Genomic DNA, 25,123 nt, shown 5'->3' with positions numbered 1-25,123 from the left:
CAAAATTGTTAAAGTGTCCGCTTAGCGATGATACGATTCCAAACAGCTAAGCTTGAGAGAGATTCATTCATGGCAGAAAGTTTGACTGGTTCAATGCCCAAATTCGGAGGCAGCACCGGCGGTCTCCTAACCAAGGCTGAAGTTGAAGAAAAATATGCAATTACTTGGACAGCTCCTAAAGAGCAGGTCTTTGAAATGCCGACAGGTGGGGCTGCCATCATGAATGAAGGCGAGAACCTACTGTACTTGTCTCGTAAAGAGCAGTGCCTGGCCCTGGGGGCTCAGCTGAGAAGCAAGTTCAAGCCTAAGATTACCGACTATAAAATCTATCGTGTCCTACCCAGCGGTGAGACTATCTATCTGCATCCTGCAGACGGCGTCTTCCCTGAGAAGGTCAACGAAGGCCGGGGTTATAGCGGTAAAAAAGAGCGTCGCATCGGCGAGAACCCCAACCCAGCGGCTATCAAATTCAGCGGCGAAACTACCTTTGGTACAGACAAGAAAAAGGCCGATGTTGACACCTACCCTCTGGGCTAACTAGCCCCCGACGGTTAAATTCGACGGTTAAATTCGACAGCGAAAGGGTAGCTCTAGTGGCTGCCCTTTTGCATTTGTCTTGATATCACACCCCTTGCGTGCTCGCCAGCAGATATGATTTTTCCGGACTTTAAAACCTTTTGCGATCTTGCCAAGCAGGGAAACTTTGTGCCGGTGTACCAGGAGTGGGTCGCTGACCTGGATACTCCGGTATCGGCCTGGTATAAAGTCTGTGCCGGACAGCCCTACAGCTTTTTGTTGGAGTCAGTGGAGAGTGGCGAAACGCTAGGGCGCTACAGCTTTTTAGGATGCGATCCGCTGTGGGTGCTGGAGTCTAAAGGAGCAAGCACCACGCAAACTTTTCGCGATGCCACCCAGCAGGTGCTAACGGGTAATCCGTTCGATATTCTGCAAGATTGTTTGGCTCCTTTAAAGCCGGTTCGACTGCCACAGCTACCGCCTGGAATTGGCGGCCTGTTTGGCTTTTGGGGCTATGAGCTGATCAACTGGATCGAGCCGACGGTAACCACCTATGAGCGCCGTCCAGATGATTTGCCTGATGGATTATGGATGCAGATGGACAATCTGCTGATCTTCGATCAGGTGAAGCGGAAGGTCTGGGCGATCGCCTACGCTGACCTGCGTGACCCAGCAATAGACCTGCGAGCAGCTTATGATGCGGCGTGCGATCGCGTCACCAACTTAGTTCACAAACTGCGCCTTCCGCTCTCCACCGACACGCTGCTGCCCTGGAGCTCCCCTGAAGCCAGCACCGCGCCGCCGCTATCCTATGCCAGCAACCGCACCCGCGAAGAATTTTGCGAATGCGTAGAGAAAGCCAAAGCATACATTCGAGCGGGCGACATTTTTCAGGTAGTCGCCTCCCAGCGGTTGCAGGCGAGCTACAGCGGCGCACCGTTCGATCTCTATCGTTCTCTGCGTCTGGTCAATCCCTCGCCCTATATGTGCTACTTCAACTTCAATGGCTGGCAGCTCATCGGCTCTAGCCCCGAAGTGATGGTCAAAGCCACCCAAACTGGGCCAGATACGCCCATGGAAGCAACGCTGCGGCCCATCGCGGGCACCCGCCCCCGGGGCAAAAACTCCACCGAAGACGCTCAGTATGCCGCCGACCTGCTAGCTGACCCCAAAGAAGTTGCGGAGCACGTCATGCTAGTGGACTTAGGTCGCAACGACTTAGGCCGCGTCTGCGTCAACGGTAGTGTGGTCGTCAATGAGCTGATGGTGATTGAAAATTACTCGCACGTGATGCACATTGTCAGCAACGTCGTGGGCGATCTGGCACCCGACAAAACCGCCTGGGATTTGCTGAAAGCCAGCTTTCCAGCGGGTACCGTTAGCGGCGCGCCCAAAATTCGTGCGATGCAAATTATTAATGAGCTGGAGCGCGATCGCCGTGGCCCTTACTCCGGCGTCTACGGCTACTACGACTTTGAAGGACAGCTCAATAGCGCCATCACCATTCGCACAATGGTGGTGCAATCTGCTGAGAATGGTAATCAAACCATCAGCGTGCAGGCGGGTGCTGGCTTAGTCGCAGATTCCGTACCGGAAAGTGAGTATCAAGAAACGCTCAACAAAGCTAAAGGCATGTTAGAAGCGGTGCGTTGCCTGAAAGGGTAAGTTCGTCCCTATAGCGTTGCGTTACTTCAGCTTTTTGGCCTGTTCTTTTATCGCTTCAATAATTTGACTGTTGGCCTTGGGAAATGGGTACTGGTCAATTTCTTCAAGGGTGACCCATTTTACTTCGTCGCTTTCGAGGGGTTGGGGGTCGCCGCTGAGGTGCTTACAGTTAAATACATTGAGCGTCACCTTGAAGTGGGTGTAGGCGTGCTCAATGGTGACCAGGCGATCGCCCACCTCAATTTCAATATCTAGCTCCTCTTTGATCTCTCGCTTGACGCACTCTTCTACCGTTTCGTCAGGTTCAATTTTGCCGCCCGGAAATTCCCACAGTCCGCCCAACAGACCCTCTTGCTTGCGTCGGTCAATTAAGATATTGCCCTGATTATCAGTGATGACGGCGACGCCAATCCGCTTGTGAGGGACAGGGGGGCGAGATTCAGTCATAGGAAAGTCCGACACGGCATTTTGATTGTACGCTGCGCAGTGAGGTTGCCAGGGGCACAGCAGGCAGGCTGGGTTATGGCGAGTACAGAGCGTCGCGCCCAGATCCATGATGGCCTGGTTGAAGTCTCTAGGCTGCTGCAGATCTAAAACTTGTTCTGAAACTGCCCAAAGGTGGTTTAAAGCTTTATTGGGCGGGGCAGGTAAGGCCGTCAGCCGGGCCAAAACTCGTTTGACGTTGCCATCTAGAATCGCTACAGGCTGGTTAAAGGCAGCGCTGAGGATGCCGCCTGCGGTGGTGCGACCGATGCCCTTAAGCGCGATCGCTCCTGCCAAATCCCGAGGGAAATTTCCCCCATGAGCCGCTACGACTTGCTGAGCTGCCTGGTGCAAATTTCTGGCCCTAGCATAGTAGCCCAGCCCCTCCCAAAGCTTCAGCACCGTTTGCTGATCCGCCGCCGCCAACTCCTTTACGGTAGGAAATCTAGCTAGCCAGCGCTCGTAGTAAGGAATCACCGTCTTCACCTGAGTCTGCTGCAGCATCACTTCCGAAATCCAGATGGCATACGGATCGCGGATCTGTCGCCAGGGCAGGTCTCGGCCCTGGCTCGCGTACCAGGAGAGCAGCGATCGCCTCAGCTCACAGACGACCTGTTCAGATAGCACAAAGCTCGACAGACGGGTGCCTGCCGAGCTTGAAGCCAGTGACTTACCCAACTGTGGTGAGGCGTCTAGCTGTGAAGAGAAGGGTTGCGATCGCACCATAAGCGATCTACGACTGAGCCCCATCCTCTAAGGAGGTACTAAACTGCTCTTCAAATGCCAGTCGCTGCTCAGCGCCACGCAAAAAGTAGCCGCTCATCATGGCTGAGGCTAACAGTCTTCCTAAGTTTTCGCGGTTGGTCGTGACCGTTACGTCAAAATGCTGAGAGGGCAGGCCACCTAAAAGGCCAATTACGTTGTGCTCCATCACCTGCATCACCTCAGAAGAGGCCGGGCGCGACAGCTGAGTGATAGTCTCCGGCTCCATCGTCTTTACATACCGAAGTAAAGCATTTTCTTTAGCAGATTTAGACTCTGCAAATTCTGGAATTCTTCCGGTTACATCATCCATGCGAGATACCTTCTTTGAACGGGTAGAACGCGATTCTTTAGCTACGCTCTTGGTTTGCTTATTAGTAATGTAACAATTCGGTTTATGTTCGCCTATGGGTTGAAACCGAATGACAACCGAACCAGCCTGTCAGCGCTGCACGGTAGAAAGAGCTAGAAAAGTCAGTGGTAGAGTCCACCTGGATGCTACCAAGTGGGGTCATCTAGCAGCTCAACCTTTATAGCGTCTAAGTCGGGAGGGATTGCCTTCAAACAGGCCAAAACAGGCTCCTCTTCGCCGGTCATGCTGACTTCGCAAGCATGGCACGACCCCATCAGACAGCCTGTAGAGATGTATACCCCAGCGCGGGCGGCAACTGCTAACAAGGGTTCCCCAACCGTGGCTGTCGTAGTGACATCGTCCGGCAAAAAACGAATTTTTACAGTCACCATTTACACAGTCTTCTACACAATTTGTAGCGATGTTTGTAGCGATGCGGGGCGTTAGGCGTTCGCATCGGCTGGGGCGGGCAGCGCTCTGAGCATGGCCACCAGCGTATGGTGAGCGTCGGCAGCGTCCGTTAGCTCATGGTCAAAAGCAATGCGCAGAGGGAGCGATTCGCCGTTAACGCCTGCTTTGAGATCCATACCCTGATTATCTATAGCAGTGAGGGTGGCCGTTGTAGCCGATGGTTGATGGCCATAGCGCTGAGCGTAGGTGAGTACGGCCTCGGCGTGGTCTTTGTTCATGTGTTTGCAGATGCGATCACTCACCTGACTGGTAATCTGCTCCGACTTCCCTTCTGACATAGCTCCCCTTTAACACTACAATTCCAGCAGCCACCCTTGGCTTTTCACATCATAGATAATTAAGTCATCCATGAACGCCGGTTCTCCTACCTTAGCCCGCTATTTGAGCCATCCCTGGCCGACCGACCATATTTTTGAAAGCCCTGGCGCACACCTGACTTATCGTGTCGTGGGCCCCTGCTGCCGTCTATACGACCGGGAGCAGCTGCCCTGGCCCTGCTGCCGTTTGCAATGGCGCAGCAAAGAACCTAGCTGGCGGCGGATCGGTCGTAGGCTAATCGCCGATTTGGCTACCCGCACACATCCTTCGTACTGCGTTGAAATAGTCGGTCAGAGCTATCGCAGCACGCCGATAGTGATGACGCTTTACACGGTCAAGCTGTCAGCTGAAAAACAGCGCTGGTGGCATACCAAATAGCGATCGCCCTGTTATTCCTACTACCTGCTATTCCTAATATTTGTCGTCAATGTCTTCGGGAACCGCGACATCACAACCCCGGCGATATTCAGTCCCGGCCCAGGTTAGCGCCCCACACAGGCTAGCCCGAGAAAAATCAGCATTTAAAAACAGCGTGTCGCTCATATCAGCGCCGTTTAAAAGTGCGCCCGTAAAATTAGCCTTGTCTATGTAAGATTCACGCAGGTCAGTGTCGATCAGCACCGCGCCCGTGAGGTCGGTGCGGTGGAAGATGGCATAGCGCAAGTCAGAGCCATTAAACAGCGTGCCCCGAGCGCTGGCATAGCCCAAATTAACATCAATCAGATTGGCATCGGTGAGCTGGGCACCATCCAGATTGGCATAGTAAAAGTTGGCTCCTTCCAGGTCAGCGCCGGTCAGGTCGGCCCCGGAGAGATCGAGTCGCCGCAGGTCAGCTTCGTGCAGGTCACAGCCCGCACACTCGTTGGTTTCGATCAGTCTTAGAATAGCTGCTTCCTCGGCAGCTAGAGCGCTCTGAGTCATGGCAGGGCTAATAGCCACGGGCCCACAGAGAAGTGTGCCGACTGCGAAAGCGACCCTTTTGTGACCGCACTTACGAATTAAATCAACTATCTCTGTATACATGACGTGGGGCGAGCTCCAAGACTTTCTCCTATGGTGTCAGACACCTGAGGAGAGTGGCAAGAGGCTCAAGAAAACTACTGACAAACTACTTAGTTTTCCCATTCTTTATGGAGAAACTATTAAGTCTTCTGAAACGCTGCTCACACAGACGTTTTACGGACGTAACAAACGCTTAGTTTTAGGCTAATTCAACCTGTTTCACAGGTATTCTGTGAGTTAGTCAGAGAAGGAAAGTTCACACTGCTGGCAAAATCTACACGCTATCAACTTGAAAAATTTTCTCTGCATCAGGTACATGCCCACGCTGACGCAAATCACCGCGAAATCTACTTATAAGGACATTCAGAAGATGAAATCACTCCGTTTAACGATTGCGGCGCTGGCGACAGCGGCGATCGCCATCACCGCTAGCAACCTACCCACCGCATTCGCACAGACTCCCGCAGGGGGAACGCCCATAGAAGTTCAGGCCGACCAGACTGCTCAGTTTGGCATGCAAGAAACCGACCAGACACCCTTTATTCTGGTGGCTCAGCCAACCAGTCGGCTCGGCGGCACACAGCGCTACGGTCTGATGATCATCGAGCAAAAGCGCCCCGATCCGCTTTGCTACAGCACAACTGGCACAAACCCGACTCAGGTGAATGTGCTGCTGCTCAACTTTGATTTCACCGGTATTTGTGGCAAAGCGACCGACACCAACGGCTACATCGTTCGGACAGCCGGTGCAGACATCGCCTACGACCCGGTCGTCGAAGTAGAGAACGGCGTTCTGGTGCTCTACGGCAAGCCCCGTCGCTCCGCTGGTCAAAACGCGCAGCCGATTATCATCGGTCAAACCGATGGGATTGCGGCCAACGGGTTTACGAAGATCTTTTTGAGACCCGGCTGGCGGCTAGCCCGACAAACCTTTAACAACAGCGTTACCGGGCGCACCTATCTGGCTAATGACAAGACGCTCGCTCAGCTCGTAGTAGAGTCTGGCGGTGCCGTAGTCACACCGCCTGCCAACCCCAACCCCAATCCGACGCCTCCCGGCGGAGGGTCACCGGCACCGTCAGTCAGCTTTTCTGATGTCCGGGGCGATATCTACGCGGAGGCCATTAACCGGGCAGTGCAGCTAGGCTTCATCTCCGGTTTTCCTGAAGATAATACCTTCCGCCCGAGAGCTTCTCTCACTCGTGAACAGCTAGTTTCTATCGTCGTTGAAGGGCTAGACGTTCCGGCTCAAACCGCAGTCTCTGCCAATCCTTATCCTGATGTGCCTGCCAATCGCTGGAGCGCAGCTAAAATTCAGCAGGCTAAAACCTTAGGGTTGATTAGCGGCTACCAGAATGGCACCTTCCGCCCTACCCAGCCGGTCACTAGAGCTGAGCTATTGGCGGTCATGCGCCGAGCGGCTGAGTATAAGAGCGGCGGCACCCAGCTAACTGCGAACCAACCTGGGCGCACTTTCAGCGATATTCAGGGCCACTGGGCACAGTCGGTTATCTCTAGTATGTCTAGCTACTGTGGTGTATCCACACCGCTGAATGAGACCGGCAGCAGCTTTGCGCCTAATACCTCGGCTCAGCGTAACTACGCGGCAGCAGCAATGGTACGTCTGCTCGACTGCTCCCAAACGGCTGACCGGTAGATCAGCCAGGATAGCTGATGTTCCCGGACTAAAAGTTCAATCTAAAAGTTCAATAAATCCTCTTGCAACAAAGCTCTCGGCTGGCCTGTGCTCAGTCGGGAGCTTTTTGTAGTTTGGTCGGATGTTGCGTTCAGAGAATTGCGTTCAGAGATTGCGATCGCTCTCATTTAGTGCCGCATAGCAGCCCGTAGCGGATGAGTCCTCGGCTGAATCCGGTGGTCATCAGGGCGATCGCCGCCGTCCCCCGAATGGTTTCTGAACCGGCTTGTAAAATACCTGCCAGCACCTTGGGGCTAAGCGCCGAGCGCACCACATCTTGCCAGAAAAATTCTACCTGCGGCGACCAGTCTGCCATCTTCAGGTCTGTAAACCCAATGTCTGTGGCTAATTCGCCATAGGTCGGCAGCGAAATTACATAGGGCAAATGATAGAGGCTGTAAAGCCAGTCAAGGTGCTGCTGCTCGCTGCGGGTAAGTGCGCCCGCTAGCGTATGGGTAGGCCGGTGGCACCAGGTCGCCATCAAGAACGTGCCGCCTGGCTTGAGCTGCCGGTAGCACTCTTGCAAAAAGGCTTGCTTGTCTGGCATATGCTCACCGCTCTCCATCGACCAGATAAAGTCGAAGGCGCTGTCCGGGAAAGGCGTCGCCAGTGCATCGGCCACCTGAAAACTCACGGCTGGAGCCGCTGCTTCGTTGAGATGTTCCCAAGGCTGTAGCGCCATCCCCTGTTCGGGGGCTCGTTGGCTGGCTCGCTGGGCCTGTACCGGGCTCAAGGTGATCCCTATAGCTTGAGCGGTAAACTTTTGGGCTAAATAGAGCGTGCTGCCACCAATGCCGCAGCCGACATCGAGAATGGTTTGTGCCGACTGGACGTTAGCCCACTTCAGCAGTTCTTCGATTAGATCAATCTGGGCCTGACGGCGGTCTTTTTTATGCTGACCGTTAGCGCCGTAGTAGCCGTGGTGCATATGCTCACCCCAGGTGCGCTCCCACAGTGGCGAAGAGGTGTCGTAAAATTTCTGAATTCTCTGGGTTAGCGGTATCGTCATGGTGCCTTTATCTGCCCTGCGTTTGGCGCTATGGAGTAGGTTGCTTAATTAGGGTAGAGTATGCGGCATTACCCGTCATGATGGAACATGCAGACCCACGTCGGCATATCCTCTGTCGTCTTCGGCATCATCTTCCGAGCCTGATGCAGTCCTTTCGTTACTGATCGCCTCTACAGCTACTCATCATGACGGTTCCTAGAACAATTTGCATTGGCTTTTTGACTTTAATTGTGATTGGTACGCTGCTGTTGATGCTGCCACTAGCGACTGCCACCGGTGAATGGAATCAGCCGCTAGTTGCTCTATTTACGGCGACTTCAGCAGTCTGTGTGACCGGGCTGATTGTGGTGGATACGGGCACCTATTTTTCGCCGTTTGGTCAGGGTATTGTGCTGCTGCTGATTCAGCTCGGGGGATTGGGCTATATGACAGCGACCACATTGCTGCTGCTGCTGATCGGTCGCCGGTTGGGACTTAAAGATCGGCTGGCAATTCAGCAGGCGATGGAAACCTCTGAGCTATCGAATGTAAAAGTCCTTTTGATTTCTATTATTTCGATGACGCTGATTTTTGAGCTGACAGGGGCATTTTGTCTGCTGCTGACTTTTACTAAGCAGTTTAGCTTCGGGCAAGCGCTGTGGCTCGCTATTTTTCACAGCGTTAGCGCTTTCAACAATGCTGGATTTAGCCTATTTTCTGACAGTCTGGTGCAGTATGCCGAAGATGCCTGGCCAATAGCGGTGATTTCGGTGCTGGTGATTGTCGGGGGGATTGGCTACCAGGTGATTATGGAGGCGTTTATGTGGGTACGCGATCGCCTGCGTCTGCGTCAAGATCGCACTGTCTTTTCGCTGCATTTCAAAATTGTCACCAGTACGACGCTATTCTTGCTGCTGCTGGGCACGGTCGCCTTTTTACTCATCGAGTTTGACAATCCCGATACGCTAGCAGGCGAAAGCTTTGGGACTCAGATTCTGCTAGCGGGTTTTCAGTCGGTGATTACCCGCACCGCCGGGTTTAATTCGATTGATATTGGCAAGATGGAAGCGAGTTCTTTATTTATGGCGATCGCTCTAATGTTCGTCGGGGCCAGCCCGGGCAGTACTGGCGGCGGCATCAAAACCACCACCTTACGCATTCTGCTCGTCTGCACCCGCACGGCTCTCAGAGGCAAGGAAGAAGTCAACTGCTATCAGCGTCAGATCCCGATGCTGCGAGTTCTAAAAGCGCTGTCGGTTGTCGTGGCTTCGGTCATGAGCGTTGTGATCATTACGACCTGTATCTCCGTTACCGATCCCACCGTATCTTTCATCAACCTTCTGTTTGAGTCAGTGTCAGCCTTTGCGACAGTCGGCCTTTCAACGGGTATTACCGCCGACTTGTCTACGCTCGGTCAGCTATTTCTCATCGTCACGATGTACATTGGCCGGGTGGGCATTCTGCTGCTGATGGCCGCCATTTTAGGTGACCCCAGCCCCAGCGCCATTCACTATCCAGAAGAAGACCTGCTCACCGGCTAACGTGTCAGACAGCCGCCTAGCCCAATGACGCTACAGATCCTTTAGCTTCTTTGTATTCTCTACCAGGCTTTTAGCAAACTCGTCGAACCGCTGCGAGAGCTTTTCGTCTTTTAGCTGCCCTTCACTATCAAAAGCATTCCAGGCTTGGCCAATGGCGATCTGCTCAGGAATCGACCAGGCGTGAACCCACCGCATAATCACTCTCATATCGTTGAGCGCATTGCTGTTAGGCTGCCCCCCGAGCACGCTGATAAAGCCAGTGACTTTACCGCTGAGCTGCTCAAAGCTCATCAGATCCAGCGCATTTTTAATCACGCCGCTAACGCTGCCGTGGTACTCAGGAGTCGATAAAAGCAGCGCGTCCGCTGCTTTGACTGCCGTTTGTAAGACTTCTACATCCGGATAGTCCGGGTAGTCACTGCCGCCATCGCAAAAAGGCAGGTTCATTTCCTTCAAGTCTAAAACTTCAACCGCTGCTCCCAAATCTTTTGCCCGCTCAGCGGCAATATGCAGCGCCTGCATGCTGTAGGAGTCCGTTCTCAGGCTACCGCCAATGCCTACAATCTTCACCATGCTTTCACCTTACGTTTTAGTGCAGTCGTCATCTTAGGGCCTGTCGCACTAGGCTTTCAATCAGTCGATAGACCCGTCTTAAGAGACTGGTTCTACAGGCTGATAAAAAAAGAGGTCACCCACTATAGGCAACCTCAATACATAGATAATCGGAGACACTCAGGAATAGATAATTGTGCAGGGCAGAGACTAGCCCTCGGTAGCCAGCTCAGTGCTACCCCGACGACGACCGCCCGTGAGGCTATTAAACAGCATGACGCCGATTGCCTTCACCAGATTGCCTTCTAGCTCCTGGAACAGCTCCATATTCAGACCGAAGGCGTCGTTAGCCTCTTCGACAATAGCGTCTGCGGTAGCATCGTCCACAGGGGCCTCGCTGAGAGAAGCCCGGTACTGATCTTTAAAGGCTTTCTCATCTTCGATGGTCGGAAACTCATAAAAGGCAACGCCATCGCTACCCGATAGGTTCATCGCTCTTTGAGAAATCGTCTTAAGAATTTGGCCACCGGAGAGATCGCCCAGATAGCGAGTGTAGGAGTGCCCCACTAGCAGCTCTGGCTGAGTCGCTGAAATTTCGCGGATGCGGTCTACATACTTGCGTCCGCCCTTTGACAAGGCGATCTGTTCGCGCCAGCCGCTGCCGTAGTAAAAGCCCAGATCCTCTTCTAGACTAGCTTTGCGGTTCAGCTCAGGAAAGTACACCTTGCTGACGATGGGATGGTTCTTGTGCTTCTCTAGCTCCTCTTCCATAGCACAGTAGATAAAGTAAAAGTTACCCACTAGCTTGCGGTAGGACTTCTTCTCGACCACACCACGCAAAAAGCATCGAACAAATCCGACGTTTTCGGCCATAGTGTGGGCTTTTTTAGTGCCCTCACGGAGCTGGGTCGCTAAATTATTGCTCATGTTCTTAAAATATCTCTAACTTAGGAAAAACTAGAATTTGTCCACTGCTCAAGTGGCCTCTCTCTCTCAAAACGCTGCTACAGCGGGCCTACAGTATGGGCACAGAGCTGGAGAGCAAGCGCCGAGTGATGTCGTCTGATTTAAAGCTTAGAGGGCTAGCTCTACCGAGAGAAAGATGTCGCAACATTTTTTTATGTTGGGCTAGCACTGATGACAGCAAAACTCCTCTCACTGAGTCAGTAAAAGGCTGAGTCAGTAAGAGGAGTCGGTGAAATTTGGATATCTGAGAGCGCCGATGGCTGAGAAAGGCTGCTTAGATGTCCAGATCGGCCATATTGAGCCGGGGGCCGTAGGTTTCGATGAATTCACGACGGGGGGCAACGCGATCGCCCATCAGCACCGTAAAGATCCGATCAGCTTCTGCCGCATCTTCAATCTCTATCCGCTTCAGCGTGCGCGAATCCGGGTTCATCGTCGTATCCCACAGCTGCTGCGGCATCATCTCGCCTAAGCCCTTAAAGCGCTGTATGTTGTACTTGGCGTTGGCAGGCATGGCCGCAATCCCGTCTTGCAGCTCGCGCTCGCTGTAGCAGTAGGTGTGGTTACGGCCTCGCTCTAGCTTGTACAGCGGTGGGCAGGCGATGTAGATATAGCCCTGGTCAACGAGATCGCGCTGATAGCGATAGAAAAAGGTCAGCAGCAGCGTACGGATGTGCGAGCCATCTACATCGGCATCGGTCATTAGACAAATGCGGTGATAGCGCAGATTGGCCGGGTCAAACTCTTCGCCCTTGATGCCGAGGCCCAGCGCCGTGATCAGCGACTGCACTTCGTTGTTTTTGTAGATTTTGGAGTCGTCGGTTTTCTCAATGTTGAGAATTTTGCCTCGCAGCGGCAAGATGGCTTGAAAGCGGCGATCGCGCCCCTGCTTCGCACTACCGCCAGCAGAGTCGCCCTCAACGATGAAGATCTCCGATTCACTCGGATCGCGCGAGCTGCAGTCAGCTAGCTTGCCCGGCAGAGTAGAAGACTCTAATACCGACTTACGGCGCACCAGATCACGCGCTTTCTTTGCCGCTTCTGCCGCATTAAACGCCTGAATGGCCTTTTCTAAAATGGCATCGGCTACGCTGGGGTTAAAGTCCAAATACTCAGAGAGCGCTTCGCCGACTAGAGAGTCAACGATACCCCGCACTTCGGTATTGCCCAGTTTGGTCTTGGTCTGGCCCTCAAATTCTGGGTCGGGCACCTTCACCGACACCACTGCCGTCAGGCCCTCGCGAATATTCTCCCCGGCCATATTTGACTCGGTGTCTTTACGCTTCTTACGCTTGCGGGCAAATACGTTCAGCGTGCGGGTGAGCACGGCCTTAAGCCCTTCTAAGTGAGTGCCACCATCAACCGTGCGAATATTGTTGGCAAAGCCCAGGAGATTATCGGAAAAGGCATCGCTACACCACTGCAAAGCCGCCTCAACCTGCACGCCGTTTTTATCAGAATTAACGTAGATAACGTCGGGGTGCAGCGGCTCTTTGCCACTGTTGATGTATTCAACGTATTCTTTAATGCCACCTTCGTAGCAGTAGCTAGAGACTCGGGGCTGCTTGGCCTTGATCAGCTCCAGGCGGAAATCAGTAAAAGTGATATCTACGCCCGCATTCAGGTAGGCTAGCTCCCGCAGGCGGCTAGCGAGCGTATCGTAATCAAACTCGACGGTGTGAGTAAAAATGGTAGCGTCGGGTTTGAAGACGACTTGGGTACCCGTGCGGCTGTTGCCCTTCTCGGTCTTGAGGCTGCCAATGGGGTTGCCTTGTTCAAACCGCTGCGTATGGATATTGCCCTCGCGCCAGACGGTGACCTCTACCCACTCAGAGAGGGCATTGACTACCGAGACGCCGACACCGTGCAGGCCGCCCGACACCTTGTAGCCGCTATCGCCGCCAAACTTACCGCCTGCGTGCAGCACCGTCAGTACCGTTTCTAACGCTGACTTGCCGGTAGACGGGTGAATATCGGTGGGAATGCCGCGCCCGTCATCAATGACAGTGACCGAACCGTCTGCGTTCAGCGAGGCGGTGATGTGCTTACAGTGGCCCGCCAAGGCTTCATCGACGGCATTGTCAACAACTTCGTACACCAGATGATGCAGCCCTCTAGGCCCTGTGCTGCCGATGTACATTCCTGGCCGCTTGCGAACAGGTTCGAGCCCTTCTAAAACCTGAATCTGCTGAGCGCCGTAGCTATTTGCCATACAATCTTCTCCTGAGGTCAGTGGTGACCGCTCTTCTTTAGCCTGTCGTCTGGCTGAGGTTTACTTTTTGAGCCTGCTGCTCGGGTCGCTTTTGGGCTGATTGAGAAAAGCTCTACAAGGCCGTTCTGAGCCGACTAAATGATATCTTGCCTACGGATTCTAGCATAAAGGCGTTGAAAGCGATTTTAGAGCGGTTTCAGCGAGCTTCCTAAAATGGGTTCATAGTCGCCTTTTTGACTCCGTAGCAATCACCCCCGTCTCCACCCTCGGCTACCTTCTCTTATATATTAGGTGAATTATTGCTGTGACCGCTTGCTAAATAGTTCCTTTGTACCATCTTTAATTATAGTCGTCGGGCCGACGGCTGTGGGTAAGTCTGGGCTGGCTATGGCCCTTGCACATCAGTGGCCCGCCGCTATTCTCAGCGCCGATTCCCGGCAGGTTTACCGGGAGTTTGACATTGGCACAGCTAAGCCATCACTGCAGGATCGCCAGCAGGTGCCTCACTATTTTGTCGATGTCTGTGACCCGACGGAGACGCTGACGGTCGCTGGCTATCAGCAGCAGGCTCAAGGGGTAATAGCACAAATGCATCAGCGGGGCGATCGCCTCCCCCTCTTAGTCGGCGGTACAGGGCTGTATGTAGACGCGATCGCCAAAGGACTAAAAATACCCCGAGTACCGCCTGATTTGGGTCTGAGATCGCAGCTGACCAACCTCGGCCAGTCCCACTGTCATGCCCTTTTACATCAGGTAGATCCGGTTGCGAGCGATCGCATTCACCCAAACGACTCGGTGCGAACGCTGAGAGCGCTGGAAGTTTACTACGTCACCGGGCAAACGATCTCTAGCCAGCAGGGGGAAGACCCACCGAGCTATCCGGTCTTATACATCGGACTGAGCTGCGAGCCGGATGTATTGCGATCGCGTATCGTCACCCGCACTCGCCAGATGGTGGCAGCAGGGCTAGTCGATGAAGTTGCCTGGCTGATTGAAAAATACGGATCGGCATTGCCCCTACTAAAAACCTTGGGCTACGCAGAGTTGCAGCAGCATCTAGCCGGCGATATCTCACTGGATGCGGCCATTGAGCAGATAGTGCAGCACACCTGCCAATTTGCCAAACGTCAGCGCACCTGGTTTCGCAAAGATCCGCGCATTGAGTGGTTTGCTGCTGATGGCCCCGCCTTAAAAGAACAGGTGTTGCAGCGCGTCGATCAGTTTGTTCAATCTACCGCTGCCAGTGGGCTTTAAGGTCGAGCCGGGCGGTGAGTTCGCTGCGAATTTGGCTCATGATCGAGTCTTCGTCCAAGTCGCTGAGAATATCGGCGACGACGGCTTTAGGGCTGCCCGTTCCCCAGGTCGCGCCGTTAGCCAGGTAAGTTTTGGTGACCTGGGCGATCGCATAGGTAGACACCCCCGAAACCGCCGCTTGGGTCAGTGCCACCGAAACATAGGGCGTCGCCGTCAGCCCGCCAGTCGGTAGAGCCGCCGCTGCCAAAACGCTCTTTAGCCCGCTCAGCCCAAAGCTAATCACCAGTTCGCTAGCGGTCAGCCCACCCATCGCCAGGGCAATTTTCTGCAAAAGCTGAGCCGCGCCCTGCTGGGTCATCTGGAGGCCATAGAGCCGGGCCAGCGCCATAATCAAGGCAATGTCAATCGCCGCGCCGCTGAGCAGATCGATCACGGTGATCGGATTGAGCGCAACGGCAATGGATTTGGTAATCACCGTTTTCCAAATCGTGTCATCGGCAGCGCGATCGCGCACCGCCAACTTTTCAGCCACTACCTGCTGGTTAATCTCATCGGCATACAGCAGAGTGTTCAACGCGACCAACGCTTTTCCCTCGCGCTGCAAGATCTCTAATATCTTTAGCTTCAGGGCGCTGACATCGGGCGTACCGCGCTCGGTTTGCGTGGTGAGGGTGCCGTCGGCAGCGCGGGCAGCTTGCGTGATCAGGGGGGCGGCAGCAGCAGCCACCAGATTGCCAGACGGCAGCAGGTCGGCTAAGCGGTCTTGCCGCAACGTCGTCAAAATTTGCTCGCGGTCAAAGGCAGGATACTGATCGACCTTATTCAAAACCAGCAGAATCGGCTTCCCGGCTCGTCGCAGTTCGCTGAGCGCCGTATATTCAAGCTGAGTGAGATCGCCTGCAATCACAAAGAGGATGAGGTCGGCTTGATGAGCGATTTTTTGAGCGATCGCCTGTCGCGCCTCCCCATCGACTTCATCAATGCCCGGCGTATCGATCAGCTCCACTCGTGAAGCCTGCTGGCTAGAGAGCACCGCCCGATACACATCAGACGCCAGATCATCTGCCTCAGCCGCCCAGGCCACACTTTCGGCCTGCTGAGTCACGCCATGAAGCGGCCCCGTCTGGAAAATAGGCTGACCGACCAGCGCATTAAGCAAAGACGATTTGCCCCGGCCCACCATGCCAAATACGGCAATGTGAACCACCTGATTTTCCAGCTTGTGGAGCACGCTGTGGAGATGGTGGATTTCAGTTTCCAAACTAGCCTGCTCGCGGGGGGAGAGATCTAGCTTGTTGATTAGCGTAGTGACGGCGGCGATCGCCTGCTGATAATGCAAGTCACTGGTAATCTGGCCAAATTCTTCCAGCCCTTGAGAGCGCTGTGAACTCGTTTCAGTATTTGACGGCTGCGAAGATAGATCGCCCATAAGAATTGAGAAAAAATGCGGCTGTTTGATCAGCCCAACGACTGAGCAAAAGATCTCACCCATACAAGCATAGTCATCCACCCGCGGATTGGGTGGCGATAGTGAAAAAACCGCGCCGGGCCTAATCTTTAGCCGCGCTCAAGCCAAACAAAACCAAAGCTTTTGCAAAAGCTACGCAGAAAAACGCTGCTAGACCGTGATAAATCTTTAAAGGTATGTTTCAAGTTCGCGCTAATCCTTCAAGCATAGTGGCAGCGACAGCCAGGGGATACCATTAATTAGTGAGAGAATAAAAGTGGTTCATTATAATTTTTCGGTGCTGATGGAATTTGAAAGTAACGCGCAGCGGGCCTGCTACCAAAGAATTGTGCCCTGGATTAAAGATCTCTTCGGCGAAGCGACGGTGGTATTTGAAGACGAGCCGCTGTTTATCGTTACGATTGGTTCTGCCGTTGCTTCTACGCGGGTAGTGCCCTGGGGCGATAATGACGCCCTGATCACCACTCGCTCTTTTGTCGTGACCGATATTAACGTCACCCCGGAGCTGAGCTACTATCTGCTGCGTGCCAATAACGGCATACACTTTGGCCGCTTTGCCCTGGATGGCGAAAACGACATCGTCTTTGAACACAGCCTGGTCGGATCTACCTGTGACCAGATTGAGCTGAGTCATTCGGTCGCGACCGTCATTCGCATCGCCGATGACTATGATGACGAAATCGTCGCCCGCTGGGGCGGACAGAGGGCGCTGGAGCGCTGGTCATCGTAGGTTTCGTCTTATAAAAACTGATTTTATAGAGACTCATCTCAAAAGATATAGACGAAGCCCCCAGCTCTTCAGATTACAGAGAAGCTGGGGGCTTTCCATTAGGCAGGTCATTGAGCCGAGTTAGGCTAACCGATGCTTAGCGGCCAATGCCGAGGTAGCGGAAGCCTGCTTTTTCTAGCTTGGCCTGATCGAGGAAGTTGCGACCGTCAATCATCACCGGGGCGTTCATCAAGCTGGCCATTTTGACGTAGTCAAGCTCTCTAAAGTTAGCCCAGTCGGTGACCAGTACTAACGCGTCGCAACCATCGGCTAACCGCTCAGGATCGGTTTCTACAATGACGCCAGAGAGCCCATTGCGGATGCCGCTCTGAGAGACAATCGGGTCGTAGGCTTTGACCTTTGCGCCCAGCCGGTTGAGGCTCTCGATCATGATTAGCGAAGGGGCATCGCGCATATCGTCGGTATCTGGCTTAAAGGTCAGACCCAGCAGGCCCACGGTCTTGCCCTTCAAAATTTTCAGCACCTGCTGCAGTTTTTCGACGGTGAGCAGTCGCTGACGATCATTTACTCGAATCGTAGACTTTAGCAGCTCTGCTTCGTAGCCGTAGTCATCAGCAGTGTGTACCAGTGCCGAAACGTCTTTAGGAAAGCAAGATCCGCCCCAGCCGATGCCCGCCTGCAAAAACTTACTGCCAATACGAGAGTCTAAACCGATGCCCTGAGCGACTTGGGTCACGTCTGCGCCGACGCGATCGCAAATATTCGCCACCTCATTAATAAAGCTGATCTTGGTTGCCAGAAAAGCGTTAGAGGCATACTTCACCATCTCTGCTGAGCTGAGGTCGGTGACGACTACCGGGACATTCGGTAGGCTAGCGTCTTCAGCAAACTTGCGCTCTACGATAGGGGTGTAGAGTTCTTTCATCATGGCGATCGCCTGCTCGCTGCCGCTGCCCAGCACGATCCGGTCGGGGTTAAAGGTGTCGTGTACAGCCGAACCTTCGCGCAAAAATTCAGGGTTGCTGACCACATCAAAGGCCGCTGCTGCCTCTGGCTTGCTGCCCCCACCGACGCCTGCAGCTACTGGCACTTTTTGCCGCTCAGCAATGCCGTCTAAAACAATCATGCGCACCCAGTCGCCCGAGCCAATGGGCACCGTAGACTTGTTGACAATCACCTTATAGCCACCGTTCAGGTGCTCACCAATACCGCGAGCTACCGCCTCAACATAGCGAGTATCGCTTTCGCCAGTCGGCAGCGCCGGTGTCCCTACGGCAATAAACAGAATATCGCCGTGACTGACACCTGCGCCCAGATCAGCCGTAAATTCCAGATTGCCAGAAGCCATAGAAGACTTCATCAAATCAGACAAACCCGGCTCATAAATCGGAGACTGGCCCGATTTCATCAGCTGCACTTTTTCTTCGTTGTTGTCAACACAGATAACGTGGTGACCAATATGAGATAGACACACTCCAGTTACTAGGCCAACGTAACCAGTTCCAATGACACAAACACGCATGATGGTAAAGCTCTCTAAATGATGAACAATTCAATAGCGAATCAAAGTATCTCTCAGATGCCAGTCGCTAAGACGCGGTTACCGTCGTCCCGCTCAAGTCTTGGCTCACGGTACCGTTAGCTGTCATGCGATCGCGAAAGTCAGCAATCGTTCTTTCGAGCCCAGGGCGCAGCTCCACCGTTGGCTGCCAGCCCAAGAGCTGCGCCGCTTTCGTAATATCCGGCTGGCGGCGGCGAGGATCGTCCTGAGGCAAAGGCCGATACTGCACCTCTACGTTGGGATTAACCATCTGCTGAATGGTTTGAGCCAGCTGCAAAATGGTGTATTCCCCAGGGTTGCCGATATTGATCGGCCCTGTCTGGTTGCTGTTCATCAGGCGGATGAACCCCTCCACTAAATCTGAGACATAGCAAAAGCTGCGGGTCTGAGAGCCATCACCATAGACAGTCAAGGGCTGACCACTGAGGGCCTGAACGATAAAATTGCTGACGACCCGACCATCGTTTTCTAACATGCGCGGGCCGTAGGTATTAAAAATTCGCACTACCCGAATGTCTACATCGTTTTGCCGATGATAGTCAAAGGCCAGTGTTTCAGCCATCCGCTTTCCTTCGTCGTAGCAACTGCGAATGCCAATAGGGTTAACGCTGCCGCGATATTCTTCTGGCTGAGGATGAACTTCTGGATCGCCGTAAACCTCTGAGGTAGACGCCAGGAAAAACCGAGCTTTCACCCGCTTGGCTAGACCCAGCATATTCAGCGTACCCAGGACGTTGGTCTTAACTGTTTTCACCGGGTTGTACTGATAGTGCACTGGCGAAGCAGGACAGGCCAAATGATAAATCTGATCGACCTCCAGGCGAATCGGCTCAGTGATATCGTGACGAATCAGTTCGAAATAAGGGTGATCCATCCAGCGCAAAATATTGCGCTTGTGCCCGGTATAAAAATTATCTAAACAGATAACCTCGTGGTTAGCTTCCATTAGCCGATCAATCAGATGGGAGCCGATAAAACCAGCGCCCCCGGTGACTAAAATTTTCATAGAGAATTGTCTGATAGGACATTTAACAGTGGACTTGCAGCAGGGGCCAAAGCCTCAGCGAGCGCCTTAACTCAATCGGCAACCCTGTGCCCGATGCTGCCTTAGCTGGTATAAATGCTCCGGCTGGCAATACTCCACCTAAGTTTTGCGGCAGGCCGTCTTTCGCCCGTCAGAATGATCCGTTAGTGGGGCACCTAGCGACCCTGGAGCAATTTACCTAGAAGTTAGACGTACATCGAGGAAAAATGGCCCAAAAAGTGACTGCGGCAAACCCTAGCGAGCACTCACGACCGCCCGAAACTGTCTAAAAATGTAGCAAAGTTTTTCTAATTCGAATAACCCAGTCGCTCGGTTTCACCAAAACTTCAACCGTTTTTATCAATACCCAAAATGTTCGATTCTTTATCAAGAATTCACTGACTTTCTCCGTGCTTCTATGTAGTAGAAGGGTCAGCTCACCTGATTTGCGGCCTAGAGAGGCAGCTCATATGAACTGCCTGAAGGGGTTCTATTGACTTAACTTCTTATTGACTTAACTGCTAGGCGTTAGCTTGAGTACAGCCATAAAAGCTTCTTGAGGCACATCTACTGTGCCAATCGACTTCAGTCGCTTTTTGCCTTTTGCCTGCTTCTTGAGCAGCTTTTTCTTACGGGAGATATCGCCGCCGTAGCACTTGGCTAGCACGTCCTTACGCAGAGCCGGAATGCTTTCACTAGCAATAATCCGGCTGCCAATGGAAGCCTGAACGGGAATTTTGAACTGGTGCCGGGGAATCAGCTCTTTGAGTTTTTCGGTGAGGGCGCGGCCCACGTAATAGGCTTTATCTCTGTGGACAATCGCCGCTAGCGGGTCAACTTTATCCCCATTGATCATCACATCGAGCTTGACTAAGGGATTGGCCCGGTAGCCCATAAGCTGATATTCCATGCTGGCATAGCCCCGGCTGCGCGACTTCATCTGGTCAAAAAAGTCGGTGACGACTTCTGCCAAAGGAATTTCGTACATCAGCGTGGTGCGCCCCGGCGTCAGATATTTCATATTTTGAAAATCGCCCCGGCGGCTCTGGCACAGCTCCATCAGGGTGCCAACAAATTCTTCTGGGGTAATGATGTCAACTTTGACGTAGGGCTCTTCAATTTTTTCGCGGTACTGCGGGTCTGGTAGCAGGCTTGGGTTATCGATTTCGATCACGTCACCCTTGATATCGGTCACCCGGTAGATCACTGAGGGCGCAGTCGTAATCAGGTCCAAGTCGTACTCTCGCTCTAGACGCTCTTGCACGATTTCCATATGGAGCAGTCCCAGAAAGCCACAGCGAAAGCCAAAGCCCATGGCACTAGAAGTCTCAGGTTCATACTGCAAAGCGGCATCGTTGAGGCGGAGTTTATCCAGGGCTTCGCGCAGGTCTTCGTACTGGTCGGAGTCGGTAGGGAACAGGCCGCAAAAGACCATCGGCTTGGCTTTGACATAGCCTGCAAGCGGTTCGACGGCGGGTGCTTTCACCAGCGTGATTGTATCGCCGACCCTGGCATCTTCGACCGATTTGATCGAGGCGGCAATATAGCCGACTTCGCCAGCGTGCAGTTCATCAACCTGTACCTGATTGGGCGAGAGTACACCAAGTTCGTCGATGTCGTACTCTTTGCCGGAGGCCATCAGGCGAATGCGATCGCGCTTATTAACCACCCCATCGGTCACCCGAAAATAGATAATTACGCCTCGATAGCTGTCGTAATAGCTATCGAAAATCAGCGCCCGCATCGGGTTGGCGGTCGTATCAGCTGGGGGCGGCACTAGGTAGACAATCGACTCTAAAATCTCGTTAATGCCGATACCTTCTTTGGCTGACGCTAAGATGGCACCGCTGCAGTCAAGACCAACGACTTCTTCGATTTCCTGCCGGACCCGTTCGGGCTCAGCCCCCGGCAGGTCTACTTTGTTCAGTACCGGAATGATTTCTAAGTCATTGTCGATGGCCAGGTAGACATTAGCCAGGGTTTGGGCTTCGACGCCCTGAGAGGCATCGACTACCAGTAGCGCCCCTTCGCAAGCCGCTAGCGACCGGGATACTTCGTAAGTGAAGTCCACATGGCCGGGTGTGTCGATCAGATTCAGCACATACACTTCGCCGTCTTTAGCGGTGTAATTCATCCGAGCAGCCTGAAGCTTGATGGTGATGCCGCGCTCCCGCTCAATATCCATAGAGTCGAGGAACTGGGCTTTCATGTCGCGATCACTCACCGTACCCGTCGTCTGCAAAAGCCGGTCAGCCAGCGTTGACTTACCGTGATCAATATGGGCAATGATAGAGAAATTACGCAGGCGCGAAACGGGTACATCGGTCATGAAGAGGCCGCTGAAACAATGGACTACAAGAAATGCAGAACCTAAGCTTAATACTAAATCCTAGGGTGAGGATCTGAGTGCGCAAGTGGGTTCTGTAAAAAGAGAGGAGAAAAGAACAGCAGGCCATTAGCGCTGGAAAGGGACTACCTATTTCCCGCGATCTTAGCCAATAAGCGATAGTCTTGATGAAAGGATGCTAGAAAAGCGTTCAGATATGAAGGTAACTGCTTTTTCTGCAAATGTCCTTCCAGAGCCCGGCTCCTCGGCCTCATAGCTGATTAATGCGAGTGCTGTAGGGCCATCCGTCAGGCGGATGGCAGATCGCGCTTTGACCCAGTCATCTACTTAAAATGCTTAAATGTGGCTAGCCTTTAAGCATTCGCTCAGGTTTTCAGGGTTAGCAGCTCTGAAGCATACTCTGGTCTGAGAGCTTGCGCTGCTCCCCATCTGCTGCCGCCTGATGCCTGCCCTGGCTATGCGTATAAGCCGTTAATTTTAGAGCGATGTCTCGTTCTGCCCATCCTTTTTCCTCCAGCGAACCGACGTCAGTGTCCCATGAAGGCACTGACCCAGGTGCGCTATTGATGGCTCCTGAGCCTGCTGACGTGCTTGTAGTCGCCCATACTGCTCAGGGCGAAATTTTGTCGTTGCACTGGCCTCAGACCGACGACTGTAAAGGCTGTGAAGACCTCGTCGGTCAGCCAGTGGTGGCGCTGTTTGGCCCGGTCGCGGTGGGCCCTTATCTGCAGCGAGTGCAGCGGGTGCTAGAAAATCAAAAGCCTGAAGCCTTTCAATGTGTAGTGCGCTGCGGTCACCGGCCGGTGAGCTTCGAGTTTGTGCTCAGTCCGCTGCCTGCCAATTCAGCAGAAGCTGCTTTAGCTCAGAGCGAGGAGCCGACGGAGTCGGTCGTGGGGGTAGGCCGCCGGATCGTCCCGGAGATTGCACAGCTCTCGGAAGTGCGGCTGTCAAATGGCAACGGATCGAGTGGCAATAGCTACTACTATGCGCTGCTCTCTGGCGTAGCCTCTAATATTCGAAAGACTCTCGATCTCAATACGATCTGGCAGCAAACGGTGAGCGGGTTGGGCAATATGCTGAGCTTAGATCGCTGTCTGGTCTGCGACTACTCTGAGGCTATGCAGACGGTCACCGTGGTGGCTGAGCATCACCATGCAGATGTTCATCCCTGCCTGGGGAAGACGTTTGATCTGGCGCTCAAAACCGACTTTTCCAACACGCTGCAAAGCTTGGAGCCGGTGATCTCCGATTTTGAGCGCGGCGAAGACGACCGGCCCTATACGGTGCTCACCGTTGCGACTTGCTACCGGCATCGGCCTAACAGCATTTTAGTGCTGCAGCAGCCGCCCTACCGGCCCTGGCAGCCGTTTGAGATTGAGCTTATCCAGGAGCTGACCGACCAGGTGGGGACGGCGATCGCCCATGCCAAACTCTTCAGTGAAAGTCAGAACATCACCCAGGAGCTGCGCAAAAAGTCTCAGGCTCTGCACCAGACTAACGACCAGCTCATCCGCAAGCACGACGAGCTAGAAGAAGCCAGACGCCAGGCAGAAGAGGCTTCGCGGCTGAAGAGCGCCTTTTTGGCCAACACCTCTCACGAACTGAGAACGCCGCTGAACGGCATGATCGGCTTTTTGCGGCTGGTGCTCGACGATATGGCTGATAGCGATGAGGAGAAAATTGAATTTATTCAAGAATCTCACAACTCAGCCATTCATCTGCTGAACCTAATCAATGACGTTCTTGATATTGCCAAAATTGAAGCGGGCAAGATGGATTTGCCCATGAGCGCCATCAGCCTGAGGGAGCTGCTCTTTGAAGTTGAAAATTCTTTGCGGCCTCTGATCGAGCGAAGCGGTCTTGAATTTACCGTGGTGATGCCAGCGACCCTGGATGAGGTCAAGCTCTATGGCAACTATCAGCGCCTCAAGCAAGTTTTGCTGAACTTGGTCGGCAATGCCAATAAGTTCACGCATGAGGGCGGCATTACCATCAGCGCTGAGATTAAGCCTAAGCTGGTTGAATTTGACCACCAAGCCTGGCCTGGCCTGGTGAAATTTAGCGTGGCTGATACGGGGATTGGCGTGTCTTTAGAAAAGCAAGACCGGCTGTTTCAAACCTTTAGCCAGGTGGACAGTGCCCGCACCCGCCAATATGAAGGAACCGGGTTAGGGCTGGCAATCTCACAGCGGCTGGTAGAGGCAATGGGCGGCAAGGTGCAGTTTATCAGTATGGGCGAGGGCTTGGGTTCGACCGTGACGTTTACGGCGATTCTGTACCAGGAGCCGGTGATGGAACTGGGGACAGGCTAGTCCATTTACCTGCCTGTCCATCTGGGTGTCAGCGCTTGTGTCAGTCGGGGACGAAGTGAGGTCGGGCTTGGTGAGCGGCCTGGAGCTGCTGAGATAGGGCGGGCCAGTCTTGGGCTTCGATTTGGGTAAGGGTAGTGGCGATCGCCTGCTGATATTGTCTGAGCGATCGCAGCACCGCATCCCGGTTGTACTGCGCCATCATCAGCCCTAGCTCCGGATTGCCGCCGCCAACTCGACTGGTATCTCGAAACCCAGAGCTAGCGAGCTGCTGTGCTAATGTCAGCACCGCTGGGTCCGGTTCTTGCAGAGCAGCGCTGATCAAGCTGGCGCTGACCATGACCGGTAGGTGAGAAATCCAGGCCACCGCCCGATCGTGGGCTGCTGGAGAACAACGGTAAAGCTGGGAACCCAGCTGCTGAGCTAGCTGCTCTACTGTTTTGATTGCGGTGGGGTCAGTTTGGGGAAGCGGAGTAATCACATAGGGGCGATCGCGAAAAATACCGGGTTCGGCTGCCTCCAGACCCGCTTCGCTTTTACCACTCATCGGATGGCCGCCGACAAATTGAGGCCAGTGTCGTGTCGCCTTGTCAACGACGGCGGCCTTGACTGAGCCCACATCGGTGACGATGGTTCCCGGCGCAAGCACCTGAGCTAGATCAGCCACCACCGGCACCAGCGTGGCGATCGGCGTGCAGATAAATACCACCTCGCAGGGTCTGAGCGCGGCAAAGTCTGAGCTGGCCGTATCTACCATCTGACGGCTGAGTGCCTGAGTGCAGGTTTCTGACCGACGAGCAACCCCATAGACGCGGTGCCCGAGCGCTTTAAAGTCTAGCCCCAAGCAGCCGCCAATCAGCCCTAATCCAACAATCCCAATATCCATCAACCGTCTCTCACTATCCG

Annotated in this window: 22 protein-coding genes; 8 read left to right on the top strand and 14 right to left on the bottom strand. The window is 53.6% G+C overall.

Going from position 1 to position 25,123, the window contains the following annotated elements; all coding sequences use genetic code 11:
- Positions 1–69 precede the first annotated feature (69 nt).
- Positions 70–537, top strand: coding sequence for a photosystem I reaction center subunit II PsaD (locus CKL79_RS06435; RefSeq protein WP_121968759.1), 468 nt, complete (start codon positions 70–72; stop codon positions 535–537).
- 114 nt (positions 538–651) lie between these two features.
- Positions 652–2,181: an anthranilate synthase component I family protein gene (locus tag CKL79_RS06430; protein WP_121968758.1), complete on the top strand. Its 1,530-nt coding sequence runs from the start codon at positions 652–654 to the stop codon at positions 2,179–2,181.
- 21 nt (positions 2,182–2,202) lie between these two features.
- Here the strand turns inward: CKL79_RS06430 and mutY are convergent, their stop codons facing one another.
- The 4 genes from mutY to CKL79_RS06410 form a co-directional block, all read right to left on the bottom strand.
- Entirely contained in the window at positions 2,203–3,414 is a 1,212-nt protein-coding gene (gene mutY / locus CKL79_RS06425) for an A/G-specific adenine glycosylase (protein ID WP_240518711.1), read from the bottom strand.
- Positions 3,398–3,739, bottom strand: a complete 342-nt coding sequence (locus CKL79_RS06420) for a DUF760 domain-containing protein (protein WP_121968756.1) — start codon at positions 3,737–3,739, stop codon at positions 3,398–3,400. Before CKL79_RS06420 ends, mutY begins: the two co-directional genes overlap by 17 nt.
- A 185-nt stretch (positions 3,740–3,924) precedes the next feature.
- Positions 3,925–4,167, bottom strand: a complete 243-nt coding sequence (locus CKL79_RS06415) for a 2Fe-2S iron-sulfur cluster-binding protein (protein ID WP_121968808.1) — start codon at positions 4,165–4,167, stop codon at positions 3,925–3,927.
- A 54-nt stretch (positions 4,168–4,221) separates the two neighbouring features.
- Positions 4,222–4,527, bottom strand: a complete 306-nt coding sequence (locus tag CKL79_RS06410; protein WP_121968755.1) for a DUF2470 domain-containing protein — start codon at positions 4,525–4,527, stop codon at positions 4,222–4,224.
- A 70-nt stretch (positions 4,528–4,597) separates the two neighbouring features.
- Between CKL79_RS06410 and CKL79_RS06405 the strand changes: the two genes are divergently transcribed.
- Positions 4,598–4,945, top strand: a complete 348-nt coding sequence (locus CKL79_RS06405; protein ID WP_121968754.1) for a hypothetical protein — start codon at positions 4,598–4,600, stop codon at positions 4,943–4,945.
- Between the two features lie 33 nt (positions 4,946–4,978).
- Here CKL79_RS06405 and CKL79_RS06400 read toward each other — a convergent pair whose 3' ends face one another.
- Positions 4,979–5,488, bottom strand: coding sequence for a pentapeptide repeat-containing protein (locus CKL79_RS06400; protein WP_170943989.1), 510 nt, complete (start codon positions 5,486–5,488; stop codon positions 4,979–4,981).
- A gap of 451 nt (positions 5,489–5,939) precedes the next feature.
- Here CKL79_RS06400 and CKL79_RS06390 point away from each other — a divergent pair, with 451 nt between their 5' ends.
- Positions 5,940–7,226: a DUF3747 domain-containing protein gene (locus tag CKL79_RS06390; RefSeq protein ID WP_121968807.1), complete on the top strand. Its 1,287-nt coding sequence runs from the start codon at positions 5,940–5,942 to the stop codon at positions 7,224–7,226.
- 163 nt (positions 7,227–7,389) lie between these two features.
- Here the strand turns inward: CKL79_RS06390 and CKL79_RS06385 are convergent, their stop codons facing one another.
- Positions 7,390–8,268, bottom strand: a complete 879-nt coding sequence (locus CKL79_RS06385) for a methyltransferase domain-containing protein (RefSeq protein ID WP_170943991.1) — start codon at positions 8,266–8,268, stop codon at positions 7,390–7,392.
- A 191-nt stretch (positions 8,269–8,459) separates the two neighbouring features.
- Here CKL79_RS06385 and CKL79_RS06380 point away from each other — a divergent pair, with 191 nt between their 5' ends.
- Positions 8,460–9,794: a TrkH family potassium uptake protein gene (locus tag CKL79_RS06380; RefSeq protein WP_121968750.1), complete on the top strand. Its 1,335-nt coding sequence runs from the start codon at positions 8,460–8,462 to the stop codon at positions 9,792–9,794.
- A 30-nt stretch (positions 9,795–9,824) separates the two neighbouring features.
- Here the strand turns inward: CKL79_RS06380 and CKL79_RS06375 are convergent, their stop codons facing one another.
- The 3 genes from CKL79_RS06375 to gyrB form a co-directional block, all read right to left on the bottom strand.
- Positions 9,825–10,367 carry an NADPH-dependent FMN reductase gene (locus tag CKL79_RS06375; protein ID WP_121968749.1) on the bottom strand — a complete coding sequence of 181 codons (543 nt, stop codon included), beginning with the start codon at positions 10,365–10,367 and terminating at the stop codon, positions 9,825–9,827.
- Positions 10,368–10,556: 189 nt separating this feature from the next.
- Positions 10,557–11,273, bottom strand: coding sequence for a heme oxygenase (biliverdin-producing) (locus CKL79_RS06370; RefSeq protein ID WP_121968748.1), 717 nt, complete (start codon positions 11,271–11,273; stop codon positions 10,557–10,559).
- A 313-nt stretch (positions 11,274–11,586) separates the two neighbouring features.
- Positions 11,587–13,524 (bottom strand): DNA topoisomerase (ATP-hydrolyzing) subunit B, encoded by a 1,938-nt coding sequence (gene gyrB, locus CKL79_RS06365; protein WP_121968747.1) that lies wholly within the window; start codon positions 13,522–13,524, stop codon positions 11,587–11,589.
- 342 nt (positions 13,525–13,866) lie between these two features.
- Here gyrB and miaA point away from each other — a divergent pair, with 342 nt between their 5' ends.
- Positions 13,867–14,778, top strand: coding sequence for a tRNA (adenosine(37)-N6)-dimethylallyltransferase MiaA (miaA, locus tag CKL79_RS06360; protein ID WP_346427049.1), 912 nt, complete (start codon positions 13,867–13,869; stop codon positions 14,776–14,778).
- Here miaA and CKL79_RS06355 read toward each other — a convergent pair.
- Positions 14,756–16,207, bottom strand: a complete 1,452-nt coding sequence (locus CKL79_RS06355; protein WP_170943988.1) for a DUF697 domain-containing protein — start codon at positions 16,205–16,207, stop codon at positions 14,756–14,758. The two genes, miaA and CKL79_RS06355, sit on opposite strands and share 23 nt — an antisense overlap.
- Positions 16,208–16,529: 322 nt before the next feature.
- Between CKL79_RS06355 and CKL79_RS06350 the strand changes: the two genes are divergently transcribed.
- Complete coding sequence (locus CKL79_RS06350) at positions 16,530–16,976, top strand: YbjN domain-containing protein (protein ID WP_121968804.1); 447 nt, start codon at positions 16,530–16,532, stop codon at positions 16,974–16,976.
- A 136-nt stretch (positions 16,977–17,112) separates the two neighbouring features.
- On the opposite strand, the gene CKL79_RS06345 is transcribed toward CKL79_RS06350, so the two are convergent.
- The 3 genes from CKL79_RS06345 to lepA all read right to left on the bottom strand — a co-directional run bounded on the left by CKL79_RS06345 (position 17,113) and on the right by lepA (position 21,890).
- Positions 17,113–18,498, bottom strand: a complete 1,386-nt coding sequence (locus tag CKL79_RS06345; protein WP_121968746.1) for a UDP-glucose/GDP-mannose dehydrogenase family protein — start codon at positions 18,496–18,498, stop codon at positions 17,113–17,115.
- A 67-nt stretch (positions 18,499–18,565) separates the two neighbouring features.
- The gene (locus CKL79_RS06340) at positions 18,566–19,543 is read right to left on the bottom strand and encodes a UDP-glucuronic acid decarboxylase family protein (protein WP_121968745.1); all 978 of its coding nucleotides are present in this window, start codon (positions 19,541–19,543) and stop codon (positions 18,566–18,568) included.
- 532 nt (positions 19,544–20,075) lie between these two features.
- Positions 20,076–21,890, bottom strand: a complete 1,815-nt coding sequence (gene lepA / locus CKL79_RS06335; RefSeq protein ID WP_121968744.1) for a translation elongation factor 4 — start codon at positions 21,888–21,890, stop codon at positions 20,076–20,078.
- A 503-nt stretch (positions 21,891–22,393) separates the two neighbouring features.
- Between lepA and CKL79_RS06330 the strand changes: the two genes are divergently transcribed.
- On the top strand, positions 22,394–24,220 hold the full coding sequence (locus CKL79_RS06330; RefSeq protein WP_121968743.1) for an ATP-binding protein: 1,827 nt from the start codon (positions 22,394–22,396) through the stop codon (positions 24,218–24,220).
- A 40-nt stretch (positions 24,221–24,260) separates the two neighbouring features.
- Here CKL79_RS06330 and CKL79_RS06325 read toward each other — a convergent pair whose 3' ends face one another.
- Positions 24,261–25,103: a prephenate/arogenate dehydrogenase gene (locus CKL79_RS06325; protein WP_121968742.1), complete on the bottom strand. Its 843-nt coding sequence runs from the start codon at positions 25,101–25,103 to the stop codon at positions 24,261–24,263.
- Positions 25,104–25,123 lie beyond the last annotated feature (20 nt).

The organism is Leptolyngbya sp. BC1307, from assembly GCF_002286735.1.
Classification (GTDB): domain Bacteria; phylum Cyanobacteriota; class Cyanobacteriia; order Phormidesmidales; family Phormidesmidaceae; genus Phormidesmis.
The sequence above is the reverse complement of the archived record's forward strand: the minus strand, read 5'-3'. Positions and strand labels throughout refer to the sequence as shown.